The 17,759-nt window shown below is 65.9% G+C and carries 16 protein-coding genes; 3 read left to right on the top strand and 13 right to left on the bottom strand.

Annotation, left to right across the window (positions count from 1 at the left end; translation table 11 throughout):
* The first annotated feature begins 10 nt into the window (after positions 1–10).
* Positions 11–757: a tRNA (N6-threonylcarbamoyladenosine(37)-N6)-methyltransferase TrmO gene (tsaA, locus tag HALZIN_RS0105520; protein WP_031383239.1), complete on the top strand. Its 747-nt coding sequence runs from the start codon at positions 11–13 to the stop codon at positions 755–757.
* A 19-nt stretch (positions 758–776) separates the two neighbouring features.
* On the opposite strand, the gene purC is transcribed toward tsaA, so the two are convergent.
* The 4 genes from purC to dapA form a co-directional block, all read right to left on the bottom strand.
* Positions 777–1,490 (bottom strand): phosphoribosylaminoimidazolesuccinocarboxamide synthase, encoded by a 714-nt coding sequence (gene purC, locus HALZIN_RS0105515; RefSeq protein WP_031383238.1) that lies wholly within the window; start codon positions 1,488–1,490, stop codon positions 777–779.
* A 66-nt stretch (positions 1,491–1,556) separates the two neighbouring features.
* Positions 1,557–2,366, bottom strand: a complete 810-nt coding sequence (locus HALZIN_RS0105510; protein WP_051907392.1) for an MBL fold metallo-hydrolase — start codon at positions 2,364–2,366, stop codon at positions 1,557–1,559.
* Entirely contained in the window at positions 2,366–3,313 is a 948-nt protein-coding gene (locus HALZIN_RS0105505; protein ID WP_031383236.1) for an outer membrane protein assembly factor BamC, read from the bottom strand. Before HALZIN_RS0105505 ends, HALZIN_RS0105510 begins: the two co-directional genes overlap by 1 nt.
* Before the next feature lie 37 nt (positions 3,314–3,350).
* Positions 3,351–4,235 (bottom strand): 4-hydroxy-tetrahydrodipicolinate synthase, encoded by an 885-nt coding sequence (gene dapA, locus HALZIN_RS0105500; RefSeq protein WP_031383235.1) that lies wholly within the window; start codon positions 4,233–4,235, stop codon positions 3,351–3,353.
* Positions 4,236–4,446: 211 nt separating this feature from the next.
* Here dapA and HALZIN_RS0105495 point away from each other — a divergent pair, with 211 nt between their 5' ends.
* Entirely contained in the window at positions 4,447–4,935 is a 489-nt protein-coding gene (locus HALZIN_RS0105495; protein ID WP_031383234.1) for a peroxiredoxin, read from the top strand.
* Here the strand turns inward: HALZIN_RS0105495 and HALZIN_RS0105490 are convergent.
* Both HALZIN_RS0105490 and HALZIN_RS0105485 read right to left on the bottom strand, forming a co-directional pair.
* Complete coding sequence (locus HALZIN_RS0105490; RefSeq protein ID WP_031383233.1) at positions 4,926–6,023, bottom strand: AI-2E family transporter; 1,098 nt, start codon at positions 6,021–6,023, stop codon at positions 4,926–4,928. The two genes, HALZIN_RS0105495 and HALZIN_RS0105490, sit on opposite strands and share 10 nt — an antisense overlap.
* Positions 6,020–6,265: a sulfurtransferase TusA family protein gene (locus HALZIN_RS0105485; RefSeq protein WP_031383232.1), complete on the bottom strand. Its 246-nt coding sequence runs from the start codon at positions 6,263–6,265 to the stop codon at positions 6,020–6,022. The genes HALZIN_RS0105490 and HALZIN_RS0105485 overlap by 4 nt, the downstream gene beginning before the upstream one ends.
* Positions 6,266–6,363: 98 nt before the next feature.
* Between HALZIN_RS0105485 and HALZIN_RS0105480 the strand changes: the two genes are divergently transcribed.
* The gene (locus HALZIN_RS0105480) at positions 6,364–7,815 is read left to right on the top strand and encodes a M48 family metalloprotease (RefSeq protein ID WP_031383231.1); all 1,452 of its coding nucleotides are present in this window, start codon (positions 6,364–6,366) and stop codon (positions 7,813–7,815) included.
* Between the two features lie 162 nt (positions 7,816–7,977).
* Here the strand turns inward: HALZIN_RS0105480 and HALZIN_RS0105475 are convergent, their stop codons facing one another.
* From HALZIN_RS0105475 to HALZIN_RS0105445, 7 genes are all read right to left on the bottom strand, one after another.
* Complete coding sequence (locus HALZIN_RS0105475; RefSeq protein ID WP_231663871.1) at positions 7,978–9,078, bottom strand: glycosyltransferase; 1,101 nt, start codon at positions 9,076–9,078, stop codon at positions 7,978–7,980.
* Positions 9,079–9,325: 247 nt separating this feature from the next.
* Positions 9,326–10,318: an adenosine deaminase gene (locus tag HALZIN_RS0105470; protein WP_031383229.1), complete on the bottom strand. Its 993-nt coding sequence runs from the start codon at positions 10,316–10,318 to the stop codon at positions 9,326–9,328.
* Positions 10,319–10,376: 58 nt separating this feature from the next.
* Positions 10,377–12,083: a thiol reductant ABC exporter subunit CydC gene (gene cydC / locus HALZIN_RS0105465; protein ID WP_031383228.1), complete on the bottom strand. Its 1,707-nt coding sequence runs from the start codon at positions 12,081–12,083 to the stop codon at positions 10,377–10,379.
* Complete coding sequence (gene cydD / locus HALZIN_RS0105460; RefSeq protein ID WP_031383227.1) at positions 12,067–13,797, bottom strand: thiol reductant ABC exporter subunit CydD; 1,731 nt, start codon at positions 13,795–13,797, stop codon at positions 12,067–12,069. Before cydD ends, cydC begins: the two co-directional genes overlap by 17 nt.
* Before the next feature lie 22 nt (positions 13,798–13,819).
* Positions 13,820–14,824, bottom strand: coding sequence for a cytochrome d ubiquinol oxidase subunit II (gene cydB, locus HALZIN_RS0105455; RefSeq protein WP_031383226.1), 1,005 nt, complete (start codon positions 14,822–14,824; stop codon positions 13,820–13,822).
* A 4-nt stretch (positions 14,825–14,828) separates the two neighbouring features.
* On the bottom strand, positions 14,829–16,244 hold the full coding sequence (locus HALZIN_RS0105450; protein ID WP_031383225.1) for a cytochrome ubiquinol oxidase subunit I: 1,416 nt from the start codon (positions 16,242–16,244) through the stop codon (positions 14,829–14,831).
* Between the two features lie 311 nt (positions 16,245–16,555).
* Complete coding sequence (locus HALZIN_RS0105445; protein ID WP_031383224.1) at positions 16,556–17,527, bottom strand: calcium/sodium antiporter; 972 nt, start codon at positions 17,525–17,527, stop codon at positions 16,556–16,558.
* Positions 17,528–17,759 lie beyond the last annotated feature (232 nt).

Genomic DNA, 17,759 nt, shown 5'->3' with positions numbered 1-17,759 from the left:
TAATGAGCCGATGCACGACATCGACTCTGACCCCGGCGACCGATTCACGATGCAGGCCATCGGTCGCATCGCCAGCGATTATCCCGACAAGTTCGGCATCCCCCGCCAGCCCGGCCTGGCCGATGAAGCACGCGCGGTGCTTGAACTGCTGCCGCCCTTCGACGAATCGCTGGCGGTACGCGGTCTCGAAGGCGTCAGTCATCTCTGGCTGACCTTCGTCTTTCACCGCAGCCCCGAGCGCTGGACGCCGCTGGTGCGTCCGCCGCGCCTGGGCGGCAACGCCAGGCTCGGGGTGTTCGCCACTCGCAGCACTCACCGCCCCAATCGCCTGGGGCTGTCACTGGTCGAACTCGAGAAGATCGAGATCGGCAACGGCGTCCGCTTGCATCTGCGCGGCCACGACCTGGTCGACGGCACGCCGGTGCTCGACATCAAGCCCTACCTGCCGTGGGCCGAGTCGCGCCCCGCTGCGGAAGCCGGCTTCGCCCCCGCGCCGCCGCCCCGTCGCCAGGTGACCTTCAGTACCGCCGCCGAGGCCCAGCTGGCCAGCCGCGACGACGGCGACTCGCTACGCCGGCTGATCGAGCAGGTGCTCGCCCAGGACCCGCGCCCGGCCTACCGGGGCGGCCGCGACGCGCGTCGCTACGGCGTGGCGCTGAGAGATGTGGACGTGCGCTTCCGCGCCCACGATGATGGCGCGGGCGGCATCGTAATGGAGGTGATGGAGATCGTGCCGCTGGCCGGCGCCCGGTCGTGACCGTACGCCGGCGTAGGCGTCAATCGAACTCGATACCGATGCGCCGGCCGACTTCCTCGTAGGCCTCGATCACCCCGCCGAGCCCCTGACGGAAACGGTCCTTGTCCATCTTCTCCCGGGTCTTGGCGTCCCACAGCCGGCAGCCGTCGGGCGAGAACTCGTCGCCGAGCACGATCTCGCCGTTGAACATCCCGAACTCGAGCTTGTAGTCGACCAGCAGCATGCCGCCGTCGAGGAACAGCTGCTTGAGCACGTCGTTGACCTGAAAGGTCAGCGTCTTCATGCGCGCCAGCTGCTCGCGACTCGCCCAGCCGAAGGTCTCGGCCAGCGATTCGTTGATCATCGGGTCGTGCTGGGCGTCGTTCTTGAGGAACAGCTCGAAGGTCGGCGGGGTGAGTTCACGCCCCTCCTCGATCCCCAGACGTTTCACCAGGCCGCCGGCGGCCAGGTTGCGCACCACGCACTCGACCGGGATCATCTCGAGCTTCTTGACCACGCACTCGGTCTCCGACACCAGGCCGTCGAAGTGGGTCGGAATGCCCGCGGCCTCGAGCTTGCCCATGATGAAGGCGTTGAACTTGTTGTTGACCATGCCCTTGCGCGCCAGCGACTCCACGCGCTCGCCGTCGAAGGCACTGGTGTCATCGCGAAAATGCAGGATCAGACGTTGGGGATCGTCGGTACGGTAGACGGATTTGGCCTTGCCGGCATACAGCGCGTCACGTTTTTCCATGAGGAATTTCTCTGAAAGCGTCATTGAAGGAGTCATCACCCGCCTGAGCATGATCCCGAGCCACGTTCATGCGATGACCTGCCAGTCGAAACCGCGGTCCTGGGCGGACACCACCAGCCGCGATTCATCGCCGTCGAGCAGCGGCACCAGGGCCTCGCGGGCAAGCTCCGGGCGGTTGTTGTGCTCCGAAAGATGCGAGCAGACGATGCGCTGCAGGCGATCCAGACCAATACGCGTGAGCAGCGTGCGCGCCTGAGCGTTGGCCAGATGCCCCCAGTTGCCGCCGACGCGCCGTTTGAGGCGTGGCGGATAGGGCCCGTCGACGAGCATCCGCGGGTCGTGATTGCACTCCAGCAGCAATGCGTCGCAGCGCTGGAAACGGGCGATCACGTGCTCGCTGGGGTGGCCCAGATCGGTGAGTACGCCGAGTGTGCGCTGGCGCGCATGAAAGCGAAACTGCACCGGCTCGCGGGCATCGTGCGGCACGGTTATCGGGTCGATTTCGAGTCCGGCGATGGCGAAGCGCACCTGGGGCACGATCAAGCGATGTTGCGCCACCTCGCCAAGACGCCGCGACAGCAGCGTGCCGGCGGTCAGGTAGACCGGCAGGCCGTGGCGCCGCGCCAGAGCGCCGACGCCGCTGATGTGATCGCCGTGCTCGTGGGTGACCAGCACCGCGGCCAGTTGACGCGGATGCAGGCCGTAACGCGCCAGGCGCTTCTCGGTCTCGCGCAGACCGAAGCCGCAGTCGACCAGCACCTGGGTCTCGCCGTCGCTGACCAGCGTGGCGTTGCCCTTGCTGCCGCTGCCCAGCGAGGCGAAGCTCAGGACCCGTTCGCCGGGCAAGCGGGCCGCTTGCGACTCCCGCTCGGCCATCAGCGCAGGGTCGAGGCCAGGGCGTCGAGTACCGCACGGGCCTCGCTGTCACCCAGACTCTCGCCGTCGGCCGCGGCAACCGTCACCAGGCTCTCGCCGGCACCCGCCGAGGCGACATGCAAGCGATAACGACGCGGCTCGGCATCGCCGCCGAACCAGTCGAACCAGCCGCCGTCCTCCTCGCGTGGCGTGTAGTCGACAAGGAAATCGCCGGCGCTGCGATTCTGGTCGACCAGCTTGCGGCCTTCGCCGGTGAAATTGTTGGATAACTGGTATTGCAGCTCCGACCAGGCGCGGTCGATGCCCAGCGCCAATTGCAACTGCCAGCGGTCGTCGCGCTTGAGCAGGCGGATCCGCTGCTCCTGCGACAGGCTCTGGGCGGCCAGCGAGACGCCGCCGGCCTGCTCGCTGCGGCTGTCGAGATAGCCCTGCAGCGCCGTCAGGCATTGCCCTCCCGCAGCTGGCGCGGTGCAGCGCACTTCGCTGGTCCCGCTACGCAGCCCCTGACGGACCTGAAAATCGGCCTCTTCGGTGACGATCCGGCCTTGGGATGCATCCAGAGTGGACGCCGTCAGCCCGCGGCTTTCGACGAAACCCTGCAATTGCGGCCATACGCTGCCCGGCGAGGCATTGACCAGCAGCCAGCGATCGTCGCCCGCCTCGCGCAGTTCGACATAGGCCAGATCCGCTTCGCGGCTGCCGGCCAGCGGCTGCGGGCGCGGCACTTCGAAATCGCCTTCGGCGCTGAAGTCGTTCCTGGCATCCGGCACCGGCATGGCGTTCTGATAGCGGCTGGAACGCCGCGCATCGGGCAGATCCAGCGGCTGGCTCATCTCGGCGGTCTGGTACTCGTCGCTGCGATCGTAATAGTAGCCGTCGCGGCTGCAACCGCTCAGAGCAACGGCGGCGGCCACGATCAGCGGCATCCATGTGAAGACGGGATTCATGCTTCTACCTTCTTGTGGGTGCGGGCCAGGAATGGCCTCAGTCGTCCAGCACACCGGCCAGTTGCAGGGCCTCGCCGACGGTGGAGTGGTATTTCTCGGACAGCCAGGTCAACGGCAGGCGTATCCCGGAATCGGCATAGCCCATGCGATTGAGGCCCCACTTCACCGGAATCGGATTGGCCTCGACGCCCAGCGCGGTATGCAGCGGCATCAACCGTGTATTGAGCTGGTGGGCCAGCTCGGTGTCGCCGGCCAGCGCGGCACGGCACAGCTCGTGCATGGCGTGCGGCGCGACGTTGGCGGTCACCGAGATGTCGCCGTGGCCGCCCATCAGCATAAACTCGCAGGCCGTGGGATCGTCGCCGGAATACAGCGCGAAACCGGTATCGCGCAGCCGCTCGACCAGTTCTTCGGCGCGCTCGAGATTGCCGGTGGCATCCTTGAGACCGACGATGTTGTCGACCTCGGCCAGCCGGAAGACCGTCTCGTTGTACAGATCCGAACAGGTGCGCCCCGGCACGTTGTAGAGGATCACCGGCAGGTCGCCGCCCTCGGCGACCGCCTTGAAGTGCTGGAACAGGCCTTCCTGGGTCGGCTTGTTGTAATAGGGGCACACCGACAGGCAATAATCGGCGCCGACGTCCTTGGCGTAGCGCGCCAGTTCGACGGCCTCGGAGGTCGCGTTGGCACCGGTGCCGGCAATCACCGGGATGCGCCCGCGCACTTCCTCGACCACGGTGCGGATGACGTCGAAGTGTTCGGCGAAGGACATGGTGGTCGGCTCGCCGGTGGTGCCGGCGGCGACGATGGCATCGGTGCCGTTGTCGAGATGGAAGCCCACCAGGCGGCGCAGCGCCTCCCAGTCGATCTCACCGGATGTTTTCATCGGGGTCGCCAGCGCGACGATGCTGCCTGTGATCATCCTGCGATGTTCTCCTGTGAAGCGGCCGAGTCGGTCAAGGACGACCCACCCGCCGATAAACCACGTAATCGGTGCTCGGTCCAGGCACCAAATGGTACTCAGGCGACGAAAGCCTGTACAGATGCTCGCGGCCCGATGATGGCGTTTAGACTTTACAGCGCTGCCGCGCTTGCGTGTAATCGCTGACGTCATTCATTCCAGGAGTCCAGCCATGAGCATCAGCCTCGGTCAGCCGGTCGCGGATTTCACCGCCCAGGCCACCGGCGATACCACCGTGACCCTCTCGCAACTGCGCGGCAGGCAGGTGGTGATCTATTTCTATCCCAAGGACAGCACCCCCGGCTGCACTACCGAGGGTGGCGATTTCCGCGACCGCAAGGCCGCTTTCGAGGCGGCCAACACGCTGATTCTGGGCGTCTCGCGGGACGGCCTGCGCGCCCACGAGAATTTCAAGGCCAAGCAGGACTTCAACTTCGAGTTGATTTCCGACAAGGACGAGGCACTGTGCCGGCAGTTCGACGTCATCAAGCTCAAGAAGCTCTATGGCAAGGAGCATCTGGGCATCGAGCGCAGCACTTTCCTGATCGATGCCGACGGCAACCTGGCCCGCGAATGGCGCAAGGTCAAGGTGCCGGGCCACGTCGCCGAGGTGCTCGATGCGGCCCGCGAGCTGCATGCCCAAGGTAGCGTTCAGTCCTGAAGATCGACCTGGTGCAACCGCTGGTCGCGCTGCGCGACGCTGCGCGGCCAGGCGCGCGCCAGCGCCTTGAGCAGGGTCGCCAGCGGAATCGCGAAGAACACCCCCCAGAAGCCCCAGATGCCGCCGAAGAACAGCACCGCAAGGATGATCGACACCGGATGCAGGTTGACCGCCTCGGAGAACAGCACCGGCACCAGCACGTTGCCATCGAGTGCCTGCAGCACGCCGTAGGCGATGATCACGTAGAAAAACTGATCGCTCAGCCCGAAGTGAAAACCGGACACCGCGGCCACCGGCAGCGTCGCCACCGCCGCGCCGATATAAGGCACCAGCACCGACAGCCCGACCGTCAGCCCCAGCAGCGCGGCATAAGGCAGCCCGAAGAGCCAGAAGGTGATGTACGCCGCCCCACCGACAATGGCGATCTCGATCGCCTTGCCGCGGATGTAGTTGGCAATCTGATCGTCCATCTCGTACCAGATGCGCGTCATCAGGGTGCGCTTCTGTGGCAGCAATGAAAGCATGAAGCGGATCAGCGGCTCACGATCCTTGAGCAGGAAGAACACCAGGATCGGCACCAGCACCAGGTAGATGATCAACCCCAGCAAGTTGCCCAGCGAGGCCAGTGAAAAGGTCAGCGCACGCTGGCCGAGCTGGGTCGCCTCGCGGCCGGCGGTGGCGATCCAGTCGTCGATCTGCGCCGGAGTGATCACTGTCGGGTAGCGCGCCTGCATCTCATCGAGCCACCCCCGAACGCTGTCGAACATCCGCGGGCTTTCCTGGACCAGCTCGAGCAACTGATTCCACACCAGCGGCAGCACGATCAGCGCCAGCGCCAGCAGCGCACCGACGAACGCCAGGAACACCAGCAGCACCGACAGCAGTCGTGGCAGGCCGCGGCGTTCGAGCCAGCCGACCACCCCCTGCAACAGGAAAGCCAGTACCAGCGCGGTAAAGAACGGCGCCAGCATCTTGCCCAACCAGAACACCGCGGCGAAGCCCAGCACCAGCACCAGCAACAGCACGATCGCTTCCTCGTCGGAGAAGTAGCGTTCGAACCAGGTCTTGAAGACCGCCTTCATGGTCATGCTCGGGTACCGCCCTTGCGTAGCCAGTAGTGATATTCTGAATCGCGCGTGTCGCGCTCCAGCAGTTCGTGGTCGCTGTGCGCGACGAAGGCCTCGAAGTCGCGCCATGACCCGGGATCGCTCGCCACCACATGCAGGATGTCGCCCACCGCCAGGTGCGCCAACGCCTGCTTGGCCTTGAGCAACGGCAGCGGACAGGCCAGGCCACGCGCATCGAGTCGATCAGTGGGTTGCAGGGCCATGCCACCTCCCGGGAGAATGAAAAACCGCCTCGATTTAAAGGCACTTTGCCGGGTGAATCAATGTCGGACATAAACGCTTGGAGACGACGAGGAAGACGATGCCGAGTGTCGTGAAGTCAGGGCTGCTGGCAGGACTGCTGGCCTTCACCCCGCTACCGATCGCTCAGGCCGGCGGTGACTCGCTGCCCGCGCTGGGCAGCGGCGGGGGCAGCGTCTCGGGCGGCGAGGAATACCGGCTGGGGCGCGCCTGGCTGCGCCAGTTCCGCGCCCAGACCCAGACCTGGCAGGACCCGATCGTCGACACCTACGCCGAATCGCTGATTGCCCGGCTGCTGCCCTACAGCAATGTCGGCGACCTCGACTGGACGGTCACCCTGGTCGACAGCCGAATGCTCAACGCCTTCGCCGTGCCGGGCGGGGTGATCGGCGTCAACCAAGGCCTGTTCGCCTTCGCCAATACCGAGGACGCCTTTGCCTCGGTGCTCGCCCACGAACTCGGCCATCTGTCGCAGCGCCACTACGCGCGACGCATGGAGCGTGCCGAGGAGACCCAGCTACCGACCATGGCGGCGATGCTCGCCGCCATGGTGCTCGCCGCCGGTGGTGCCGGCAATGCCGGGGTGGCCGCAATGATGGGCTCGCAGGCCGCCTTCATTCAGGACCAGTTGGCTTACTCGCGGCGCTTCGAGCAGGAAGCCGACCGTGTCGGTCTCGAGGCGATGGCCGAGGCCGGCTTCGACCCCGAAGCGATGCCGGCGATGTTCCGTGCCATGCAGCGCCTGACCAGCCTGCAGGGCGGTAACCCGCCGGAATTTCTACTTACTCACCCGGTCACCGAGTCGCGTATCAGCGATACCCAGGCGCGTGCCGATCAGTTCCAGGTTTCGCGGGCGGCGTCTCGTGACGCCGACGACCCATCCTACGCGATGATCCGCGCCCGTGCGCTGCTCGGCCTCAACGGCGACAATCCGGCCCAGGCGATGACCGAGCTGCGCCAGGACGACCCGCCCCAGGCAGCGATCGACTACCTCGAGGCGCTGATCGCCGCGCAGGGCAACCGCGTCGATGCCGCCCTCGCCCAGCTCGACAGCCTGGCAGAAAAGTGGCCCGACCTGACCCTGATTCCCGCCAGCGCCGCGCAGATCGCCCTCGACGCCAGCCGCTACGACAGTGCCCTGACCCGCAGCGAGCGCATCCTGCGACTGACCCCCGACTACCTGCCGGCGCAACTGGTGCGCGCCCGTGTGCTGCTGCAGCGTGCCCCTGACCAAGCCTTCGCCGCACTGCGCGAACTGAGCCGCCAGCAGCCGGAGAATCCGCGCGTCTACGACCTGCTCGCCGAGGCCGCCGGGCGCAGCGGCCACAAGACCTGGGGGCTGCTGGCCCGCGCCGAGACGTTGCAACTGACCGGGCATGTCGAGCGCGCCATCAAGCAGCTCGAGATCGCCGAGGACAACGCCAAGCGCGAGGATGATTTCGGCATGGCCAGCCGCCTGCAGGAACGCCGCAAGGAGTACCTCGGCTATCGCGATGCCCTGCAGCAGTTCTAGCTACGGGGCAGCCGCCTTCGGGGCTAGAGCCCCTCCCACAAAAGTATAGTGGACCCCGAAATCAGGACACTGGTTTAAAATAGGCCAAGGCCGATTTTGAAGGGACCAGAGACCGCTCGATAAAGCAGTGCGTGGGCCCGACCATTGTCATGGCAAGGTTGTTCAGGGCGTATCCAAAAAGCGCTGAGCTACTCTCCTGGGCTCGAACTCATCCAGCCAAGCCATGTCGATGGCAGGCTTGTCGCCGTGCATGGCCTTCAGGATGCCCTCGGCCAGGGCTTGTTCCTCACGGGGTACCAGCGAGGATTCGAGAGGCCCCTTGAGAATCTGGCGGACACCGCCTTGGCAGTCCACCGACAACACCGGCGTAGCGCATGCCAAGGCTTCGAACAGCACGATGCCCATCCCTTCAAAGCGTGAACTCAGCACGAACAGGCGCGCCTGCCTCAGCCAGGGGTAGGGGTTAAGCCGGTGGCCAGCGAGAATGACCCGATCTTCAAGGCCAAGCTCGGCAATCAGCTTTTCGATAGTCGGGCGTTCGGGCCCCTCGCCGATGATGACCAGCTGCTCGGCGATGCCCGCCCGGGCATAAGCCCGGATCAACAATGGATGATCCTTGGCCTTGGTCAGCCGCGCGACGTTGATGATATACGGGCTGTCGGGTATGTCGCCGTCGGGCTCATTCATCATGCGCTGAATGCTGGCGATCGGGCATGGGTTGACGATTGTCTGAAGCGAACGCGGTGAAAAACCCCAGATGCGCTCACCGACTTCCAGCGTCTTGCGTACGCCGTCGGAAACGGCAACAAGATGATTGTCCTGATAGAGGCAGCGCGCAAAAAGGCGTGATTTCAAGTTGCGCTGTTCGGGCCTCACGATGTTCTCGAGCACGAAGCGTAGACGCTCGTCGCGGAAGTTCCACACCATCTCGAAGGTGCCCCGGCCTCGAAAGATCAGGCGGTCGACACGCCCATGCCGCTTCTCGAAACGCCTGAGCCAGAAGCGGAACAAGGGGCCGCCGAGCCAGCCGGTCCAGACGAAGTGTGAGCGACGCAGGAGCGGGTTGAGAAATAGCCGGGATAGCCATTCGATGAGCAGACCAACCACCGTCAACCGGTTCCAGCTCACGATGGGCAGGTGATGAATCTGCACCGTGGCGTTTTCGGGCACCAGTGGAGCCCGATGGCGGCGGAGAGTCAGCAAGTGGCTTTCACAGCCCGCCTCGGCGAAGGCATCGGCAAGGTTGACCGCAACTCGTTCCATGCCTCCCATCTTGAGTGAACGAACGATCACTAGCGTTCTCAACGAGGTGACTCCCTGGCATTGGATAGCGCCCTACCGGGCGCGATTATAGGGGAAGGGAGTTCATTCCCGATGGACCTGGCTACATTAATCGCAAATAAATTCGTTCCCACGAAGACCACGCCCAGGCAGATGAGAGAAGCTTGCTCTCAACTGTCGTGGCTGGCTGCGTGGCGCCTAGTCCGCGCAAACATGTAGCAATGTTCCCTCAGAGCGCGTCGATACGGGCCAGCAGTTCGAGACGCCGGGCGTCGTCCATGTAGGCCACTTCGATGGCATTGCGTGCCAGCCCCTTGAATACCGCTTCGTCCCAGCCGAACGCCTCGTGGCAGGCCAGATAGTTGTCAAGCACGCCACCGCCGAAGTACGCCGGATCGTCGGAATTGACGGTCAGCTTGAGCCCGGCATCGAGCAATGCCGGCAGCGGATGATCGCTCATCGCCTCGACCACCTTGAGACGCACGTTGGACAGCGGACAGACGGTCAACGGGATCTGCGCCTCGCGCAATCGGGCAACCAGCGCTGGGTCCTCGAGGCAGCATACGCCATGATCGATGCGACCGACACCGAGGCTGTCCAGCGCTTCACTAATGTAGCTCGCCGGGCCTTCCTCGCCGGCGTGGGCGACCCGCGCCAGGCCCAGATCCCGGGCGCGGGCGAAGACCTCGGCGAACTGGCCGGGCGGATTGCCGCGCTCGGCGCTGTCGAGCCCCACGGCGTCGATCAGTTCGAGGTGGGAATTGGCCTGCTCGAGCACCTGCATGGCCTCCGCCGCCGGCCTATCGCGCAGAAAGCTCATGATCAGCGCGGTGGACAGATCCAGCTCGCGGGCAGCGCGGCGCATCGCCCGGCGCAGGCCCTCGATCTGGGTCGCCAGGCTCACTCCGCGCAGCAGATGCGCCTGGGGATCGAAGGACAGCTCGACGTGCACCACGCCCTCGGCGTGGGCGCGGCGGAGATAGGCCATCGCCAGGTCGTCGAAGTCATCGACCGTACGCAATACCGCCATGCCCTGATAGTAAAGATCGAGAAACGCTTGAAGATCGTCGAAGGCGTAGGCGGCCCGGACCGCCTCGACCGAGTCGTAGACCAGCGACACGCCATTGCGTTCGGCCAGATCGAACATCAGCTCGGGCTCCAGCGAGCCCTCGATATGCAGGTGCAACTCGGCCTTGGGCAGGGATTCCAACCAATCGCGCATAGCGAACTCCCGAAAACGGTGTCCGCTTATCTTGCCCGAGTAGACCGTTTGCGCAAAATCATTCGCTGGCTCGTCCGGCGACCAGTTCGATGGCTTGGGTGACGCCCGGCAGGCCGTCCGCGGCGTGGGCCAGAAACACCACGCTGCGGCCCGCGAGCCAGCGGTCCAGACGCCCGGCGATACGCTCTGCCGTCGCCGCGTCGAGGCCGCTGAAGGGTTCGTCGAGAACCACCAGTTCGGGGGCCTTGAGCAGTACCCGCGCCAGCGCGATGCGCCGTGCCTGACCACCCGAGACCTGGCGGCCGGATTCGCCGACCCAGGTGTCCAGCCCATCGGGCAAGTCCCGCGCCCAATCGGCCAGGTCGACGACGTCGAGCACGCGCCAAAGCGCCGCCTCGTTCGCGTCGGGATCGGCCAGGCGCAGGTTGTCCGCCAGGCTGGCCTGGAACAGCTCGCTGTGCTGGGTCAGGTAACCCACCCGGGCGCGCAGCGCGCTCAGCGGCATGTCGCGCAGGTCGATGCCGTTGTAGGTCACCGCCCCCGCCGTCGGGTCGAGCTGGCGAACCAGCAACTGACCGAGCGTCGACTTGCCGGCCCCCGACGCACCCAGCACCGCCAGCCGCTCGCCGGGCTCGAGGCGCAGCGTCAACGCATCCAGCGCCGAGACGAGTGCGCCGGGATAGCGCACGCTAACCGCGTCAAGCACGACGGTCGGCGTGCCGGCCGGCGCGTCGATCGGTGTTGCGGGTTCACGCAGCGTACCCTGCCGGCTCGCCAGCTCGTTGAGCCGACGTGCCGCGGCGCGGGTCGCACCCAGTTGGGTGAACGCCTGGGGCAGGCCGCCCACCGCCTCGTTGAGCGCCAATATGGCCAGCGGCATCATCACCATCACCGCGCCGCTGATGCGTCCGTCAGCCTGGCCATGCGCCGCCAGCCACAGCGCCAGCACCACGCACAGGCCGACCACCAGATTGGCCAGCGCGCTGCCCAGCGCCTGACGACCGGCAAGGCGACGCTGGTCGGCGTAAAGCGCCGCCTGCTCCTCGAGCAGCGCCTGGCGATGGCTGGCCAGCGTGCCGTAGCAGCGCAGCTCGGAAAGCCCCTGGAGCTGCTCGATCACCCGACCGCGCAGCCGGTCCTGGCTGGCCACCCGACGCCTCGCCGGGGCCATGCCGAGCCACGCCTGGCCGAACACCAGCCACAGCCACAGCGCCCCCAGCGGGGCGACCACCGCCAGCGCGATGCCCGGCACGAAAAGGCCCAGCAGCGTCCCGACCCCGCCGATTGCCAGCGCCGCCACCAACGGCGGCGCCAGCAGGCGCAGATAGAGCCCATCGAGGGTATCGATGTCGGCGGTCAGCCGGTTGAGCCATTCCGAGGCGCGCAGTTGCGACAGCGTCCTTCCGTCGAGGCGGGTGAGCACCGAGAACATGCCGGCGCGCAGCTCGGCCAGCACCCGCAGTACGCTGTCGTGGTTGTAGAGCCGTTCGCAGTAGCGCGCCACCGTGCGGGTCACGGCGAACAGACGAATGCCCGCGCCCGGCACGTAGACGTCCAGCGTCGCCGCCGCGCCGGCGGCGAGCAACACCCCGGTGACCGCCGTGGCGGTGATGAACCAGCCCGACAGCGCCAGCAGGCCGATCCCCGCAGCGACGGTCAGCGCCATCAGCAGTGCCCCGGCACCCAATCGCCAGCGCCGCCGACCCAGGCGCCGCAACCAGGGGGCGAAATCGTCGCGCAGTGACGGCTCAGGCCGAGGCGTCATGGCCGATCTCCTGTCGCCGGGCCTGGTGGCTCAATTCGATGCGCCGACCGGCCATGCTCATCAACGCCTGCTGGTGGGTCGCGACGACGACCGTGGCGCCGCTCGCCATCAACTCGCGCAGGCCGTCGACGACCCCCCCCTGGGTCTCGCTGTCAAGGCTCGCCGTGGGCTCGTCGAGCAGTACCAGCGATGCCCGCGCGAGAAAGACCCGGGCCAGTGCCAGGCGCTGGGCCTGGCCGCCGGAAAAACCGTAGCCGCGCTCGCCGAGCGGCGTCGCCAGGCCCTCCGGCAACCCACCGACCAGCTCGCCCAGCCCGGCCCGCCGGAGGGCCGCCCACAGTTCGGCGTCGCTGGCCCGCGGCGCGGCGAGACGCAGATTGTCAGCCAGCGTGCCCTGAATGAGCCATGGGCGCTGGTCCATCCAGGCGATACGCCCGCTAGCGCCGATCGTCAGCGTGCCGCTGTCGGCCTCGATGAAGCCGGCCAGCAACTGCAGCAGGCTCGACTTGCCGCTGCCCGACGGCCCGATCAGCGCCACGCACTCGCCGGCGGCGATCTCGAGATCGAGCGGCCCCAGCACCCGGCCGCGCCCGGGATGGGCGATTGTCACCCCGCGCAAGGCGATAGACGCGCCATGGCCATCCGCGGCGTAGCCAATGCCAACGTGGTCATTCCCAACGTGGCCAGGTTCGGCGCGCGACGCGCCTGCCCGGTGGCCCTGGGGTAGCGGCTCCTTGAGCAGCGCGAGCAGGCCGTCGGCAGCCCCCAGCGCGGCGGCGCGGTCATGATAATGCTGCGACAGCGTACGCAGCGGCTGGAAGAATTCCGGCGCCAGCAGCAGCACGAACAGACCGCTGAACAGGGTCAGCGCATCGGCAGGACCGTAAGCAATGTAGCCGAGCAGGCCGAAGCCGATGTAGATCGCCACCATGGCGATCGCCACCGAGGCGAAGAATTCGAGCACCGCCGATGACAGGAACGCCAGGCGCAGCGTGCGCAGGCTGCGCCGGCGATAGTCGTCGGCGGCGGCATGCACTTCGTTGATGCTGTCGGCGGTACGGTTGAACAGTTGCAGCGTGGTCACCCCGCGCACCCGGTCGAGAAAGTGCCCCGCCAGCCGGGTCACGGCGACGAACTGCTCGCGATTGAGGCGTTCGGCGCCCATCCCCACCAGCGCCATGAACAGCGGAATCAATGGCGCCGCCAGCAGCAGCAGCGCCGCCGCCAGCCAGTCGAGCGAGGCCACCACCGCCAGGATCACCAGCGGCAGGACCGTCGTCAGGCGCATCTGCGGCAGAAAGCGCGCGAAGTAACCGTCCAGCGCCTCGACCTGCTCGACCAGCTGCTGGCCGAGCCCCGCCGAATGACGATCGCCGAGGCGCACCGGGCCCAACGCAGCGAGATGCTCGAGCAGTTCGCCGCGCACCCGGGCGCGGATCCTCAGGCTGGCCTCGGCGCTGGCGCGCTCCTGGACCCATTGCGCCACGGCGCGCAATACCAGCACGCCGATCAGCCCGAAGAACGCCCACCCCAACGCCGCGGGCGCGCTGGCATGAGTCACCAACTGGTCGACCAGCCAGGCCAGCAAGCCCATCTGCACGATCGTGCACAGGCCGGCCAGAATGCCGGCGGCGCCCGCCAGGCCCAGCCAGCCGCGGACGCTGCCCGACAGCTCGCGAAGCCAGCGGCGATTGGTGAGCTGCGGATCTAGCATGCCGTGTCGTTCAGCCGACCGCTCAATGGTAACCCTCGCCAGGACGCACCTTGCCGCGGAACACCCAATAGGACCAGGCGGTATAGCCGAGGATGATCGGGATCACGAACAACACCCCGACCAGCAGAAACAGCTGCGATTCGGGTGCCGAAGCGGCGTCCCAGAGGGTGTAGTCCGGCGGCACCACGTACGGCCAGCGGCTCACCAGCAGGCCCAGGTAAGTGAAGATGAACAGCCCCATGGTGGCGACGAACGGCAGGATATCGCGCTCGCGCTTGGCGCCCCACCAGATCAGCGCCGCACAGCCCAGCGCCAGCGCCGGCAGCAGCCAGATGACCTGTAGATGATCAAACCAGCGGGTCCAGACATCGGCATTGATGAAGGGCGTCCACAGACTGACCACCACGAACACCGCAAGCACCGCGAGCAGCAGCTTGACCACCAGACCGCGCGCCCAGCGCTGGATGTAACCCTCGGTCTTCATTGCCACCCAGGTCGCGCCGAGCAACGCGAAACCGGCCAGCATGCCCAGGCCGGTGAGTACCGAGAACGGCGTCAACCAGTCGAAGGCGCCACCGGTGTAGATCCGGTCCTGGGTCTCGAAGCCCTGAATGTAGGCGCCGACCACCGCCCCCTGGGCGAAGGTGGCGACCGCCGAGCCCCCGGCGAAGGCGACGTTCCACCATTTCTTGGAACTGCGCGCCTTGAAGCGGAATTCGAAGGCGATGCCACGGAAGATCAGCCCCGCCAGCATCAGGAACACCCCGAGATAGAGCGCCGGCAACAGGATCGTGTAAACCAGCGGAAAGGCGCCGATCAACCCGGCTCCGCCGAGCACCAGCCAGGTCTCGTTGCCATCCCAGATCGGCGCCACCGAGTTCATCATCACGTCGCGCGCCTCTTCATCCGGGGCGAACGGAAAGAGCAGGCCCACACCCAGGTCGAAGCCGTCCATCAGCACGTACATGATGACGCCAAAGGCGATGATCGCGGCCCAGATCAGCGAAAGATCGATAGTTCCCAGCATGGTTTCAGCTCCTGGAAGCGGCGTTGGGGGCTTGATACTGACCGTCGTCGAACGGCACGTGAGAGGCCGACATCGGGCGCATGGCGCGTGTCACGTCATCGACGTCGCCTTCGACCATGCCCTGGCGGATCACCCGACCCAGGTAATAGAGCCCGGCGATGAAGACCACGGCATAGACCAGGATGTAGCCGATCAGCGTCGTCAATGCCATCCAGCCGGTAAGCGACGGCGTCACCGCTTCGGCCTGGGTCATCACGCCATAGATGAGCCATGGCGCACGGCCCGTTTCGGTCACGAACCAGCCAGCGCTCACGGCGATGAACGGCGAGATCGCCATCAGCCGCAGCCCCTGAAGGAAGAAGCGATTGTGATAGATCCGACCGCCGCGCCGCAGCAACAGGCCGGCGACCGCGAACGCAATCATCAATACGCCCAGCCCGACCATGATGCGAAACGAATAGAAGGTGATCCACACCGGCGGCTGCTGGTCGCGGGGGATCTCGTTGAGCCCCGGGAGTTCGCCGTTCGGGTCGCGAGTGAGGATCAGGCTGGCCAGCTTGGGAATACCCACGGCAAAGTCATTGGTCTGATTGGCCTGATCCGGCACGGCGAACAGCAATAGCGGCACCGATGATTCGGTTTCCCAGATCCCCTCGATGGCCGCGATCTTGCTCGGTTGATACTCCAGCGTGTTGGTACCGTGCATGTCGCCGATGACCGCCTGGGCCGGGGCCGCGAACAGCAGTAGCCACAGCGACATCGACAGCGCCTTGCGATTGGCCTCGACGTCATGCCCGCGCAGCAGATACCAGGCGCTGACCCCGCAGACCACGAAGCCACCGGTCAGAAACGAGGCCATCACCATGTGCGCGAAGCGATACGGGAACGAGGGGTTGAAGATCGCCTCCACCCAGGACGTCACGTGGACCATGCCCTCGCGCATTTCGAAGCCGGCGGGGGTCTGCATCCAGCTGTTGGCCGAGAGGATCCAGAACGACGAGATGAGCGTCCCCAGGGCCACCATGATCGCCGCGAACAGGTGCACCTTGGGCGATACCCGCTCGCGACCGAACAGCAGCACGCCGAGGAAGCCGGCCTCGAGAAAGAACGCCGTGACCACCTCGTAACTGAGCAGCGGGCCGATGAAATTCGAGGCTGCCTGGGAGAAGTTGCTCCAGTTGGTCCCGAACTGAAAGGCCATGACGATGCCCGACACCACCCCCATGCCGAACACGACCGCGAAGACCTTGGTCCAGAATTCTGCCAGGCGCTCCCAGGCCGGGTTGCCGGTCTTGACGAGCAGGCCATAGAGCAGCGCCAGGTAGGAGGCCAGGCCGATCGTGAAGACCGGAAAGATGGCATGAAAGGTTACGACAAACGCGAATTGCAATCGCGACAGGAAGACCGGATCAAGTTCCATGTCCACTCCTAATCCGTCTGAAGTCAGGGCCGCCACCGATGCAGCAGCCCCATTAACCCAAGCCTTGCAGCCGGTCGCCGTGCGCTGGTGCGACTCACCACAGGCTAGCCAAGCAGACGCTCATTGCGAGCCTCAGACACTGGCAATCGCCGCTGGCACGAGGACATGATACGCCGCCCACGAAACCGACTTAAGTCTTAACGGGCGCGTCGAGTTGACGCAGATCAAGAACGGGGCGATAAATCTGGACACGACTGCGCCGGGCATGGAACCCGGCGCAAGGTGGGCTCGCTGACGATCGAAGCGGGTGATCAGACCATTTCGCTGCTGATCAGATAGGCGTTGTAGGCCAGATAGACGAGCAGCAGTGCGCCGCCTTCGAAACGATTGATTCGCCCCTGACGCCCTCGCCAACCGATGCCGAATATCAGCACCGCCAGGGTCAGCACCGCCATCACCGGCCAGTCGCGCAGGATCACCGCACGTTCGGCATCGATCGGCGTGATCACCCCGGCCAGCCCCACCACGGCCAGCGAATTGAACAGGTTGGAACCCACCACGTTGCCCAGCACCAGGTCGTGCTCGTTCTTGCGCAACGCACTGATCGACGAGGCCAGCTCGGGAAGCGAGGTGCCCACCGCGACCACAGTCAGGCCGATGACCAGATCGCTGACGCCGAACGCCTGAGCGATCTGCACCGCCCCCCAGACCAGCAGCCGCGAACTGGCGATCAATACCACCAGGCCGGCTAGCGTCCAGAGGATGCCGGCGCGCAGCGTCATCGGGTGCTCGGCGAGCGAGGACTCGGTACCCACCATCAGCGCATCGGTAGCGCCACTGCGGGCGCGCCAGATGCTGAACCCCATGACCCCTACCAGCAGCACCAGCAGCAGCCAGCCATCGAGGCGCGTGACCTGGGCATCCAGCAGTAGCCAGCCGGAAATCAAGGTGGCGCCCCCCAGCAGCGGCAACTCCTGGCGGATGACCTGCGAGTGTACCGTCAGCGGACTGAGCAGCGCCACGAGGCCGAGAATCAGCCCGATATTGGTGATGTTCGAGCCGTAGGCATTACCCAGCGCCAGCCCCGGATTACCCTGCCAGGCGGCGAGTGCCGATACCATCATCTCGGGGGCCGAGGTACCGAAACCGATCACCAGGATGCCGATCAACAGCGACGGCAGGCCCAGGTGCCCCGCCGTGGCAGCCGCGCCGTCGACGAAACGATCGGCACTCCATACCAGCAACACCAACCCCAGAACGACAGCACCGATCGCAAGTAGCAAGCTCGCCTCCCTTTGTTAACGCATGACTTCGATGATCCGGCTCGTGGAACGTCCGGCGGCATGATGCCCGAGTTGCCCGAGCAGGACCAGCGCCCGGCCCGGGCTCGCAGGGCAATTGCAGTCGAGCTGACGAGGGGACCGAGTCGCGCCACTTGGCGACGGCAAACGATGAACGCTGTTCGACCATGGACACTAAGCGGTTACACTGGTTCGCATGAATGAGAACACTCAT

The organism is Halomonas zincidurans B6 (genome assembly GCF_000731955.1).
Lineage (GTDB): Bacteria > Pseudomonadota > Gammaproteobacteria > Pseudomonadales > Halomonadaceae > Modicisalibacter > Modicisalibacter zincidurans.
The sequence above is the reverse complement of the archived record's forward strand: the minus strand, read 5'-3'. Positions and strand labels throughout refer to the sequence as shown.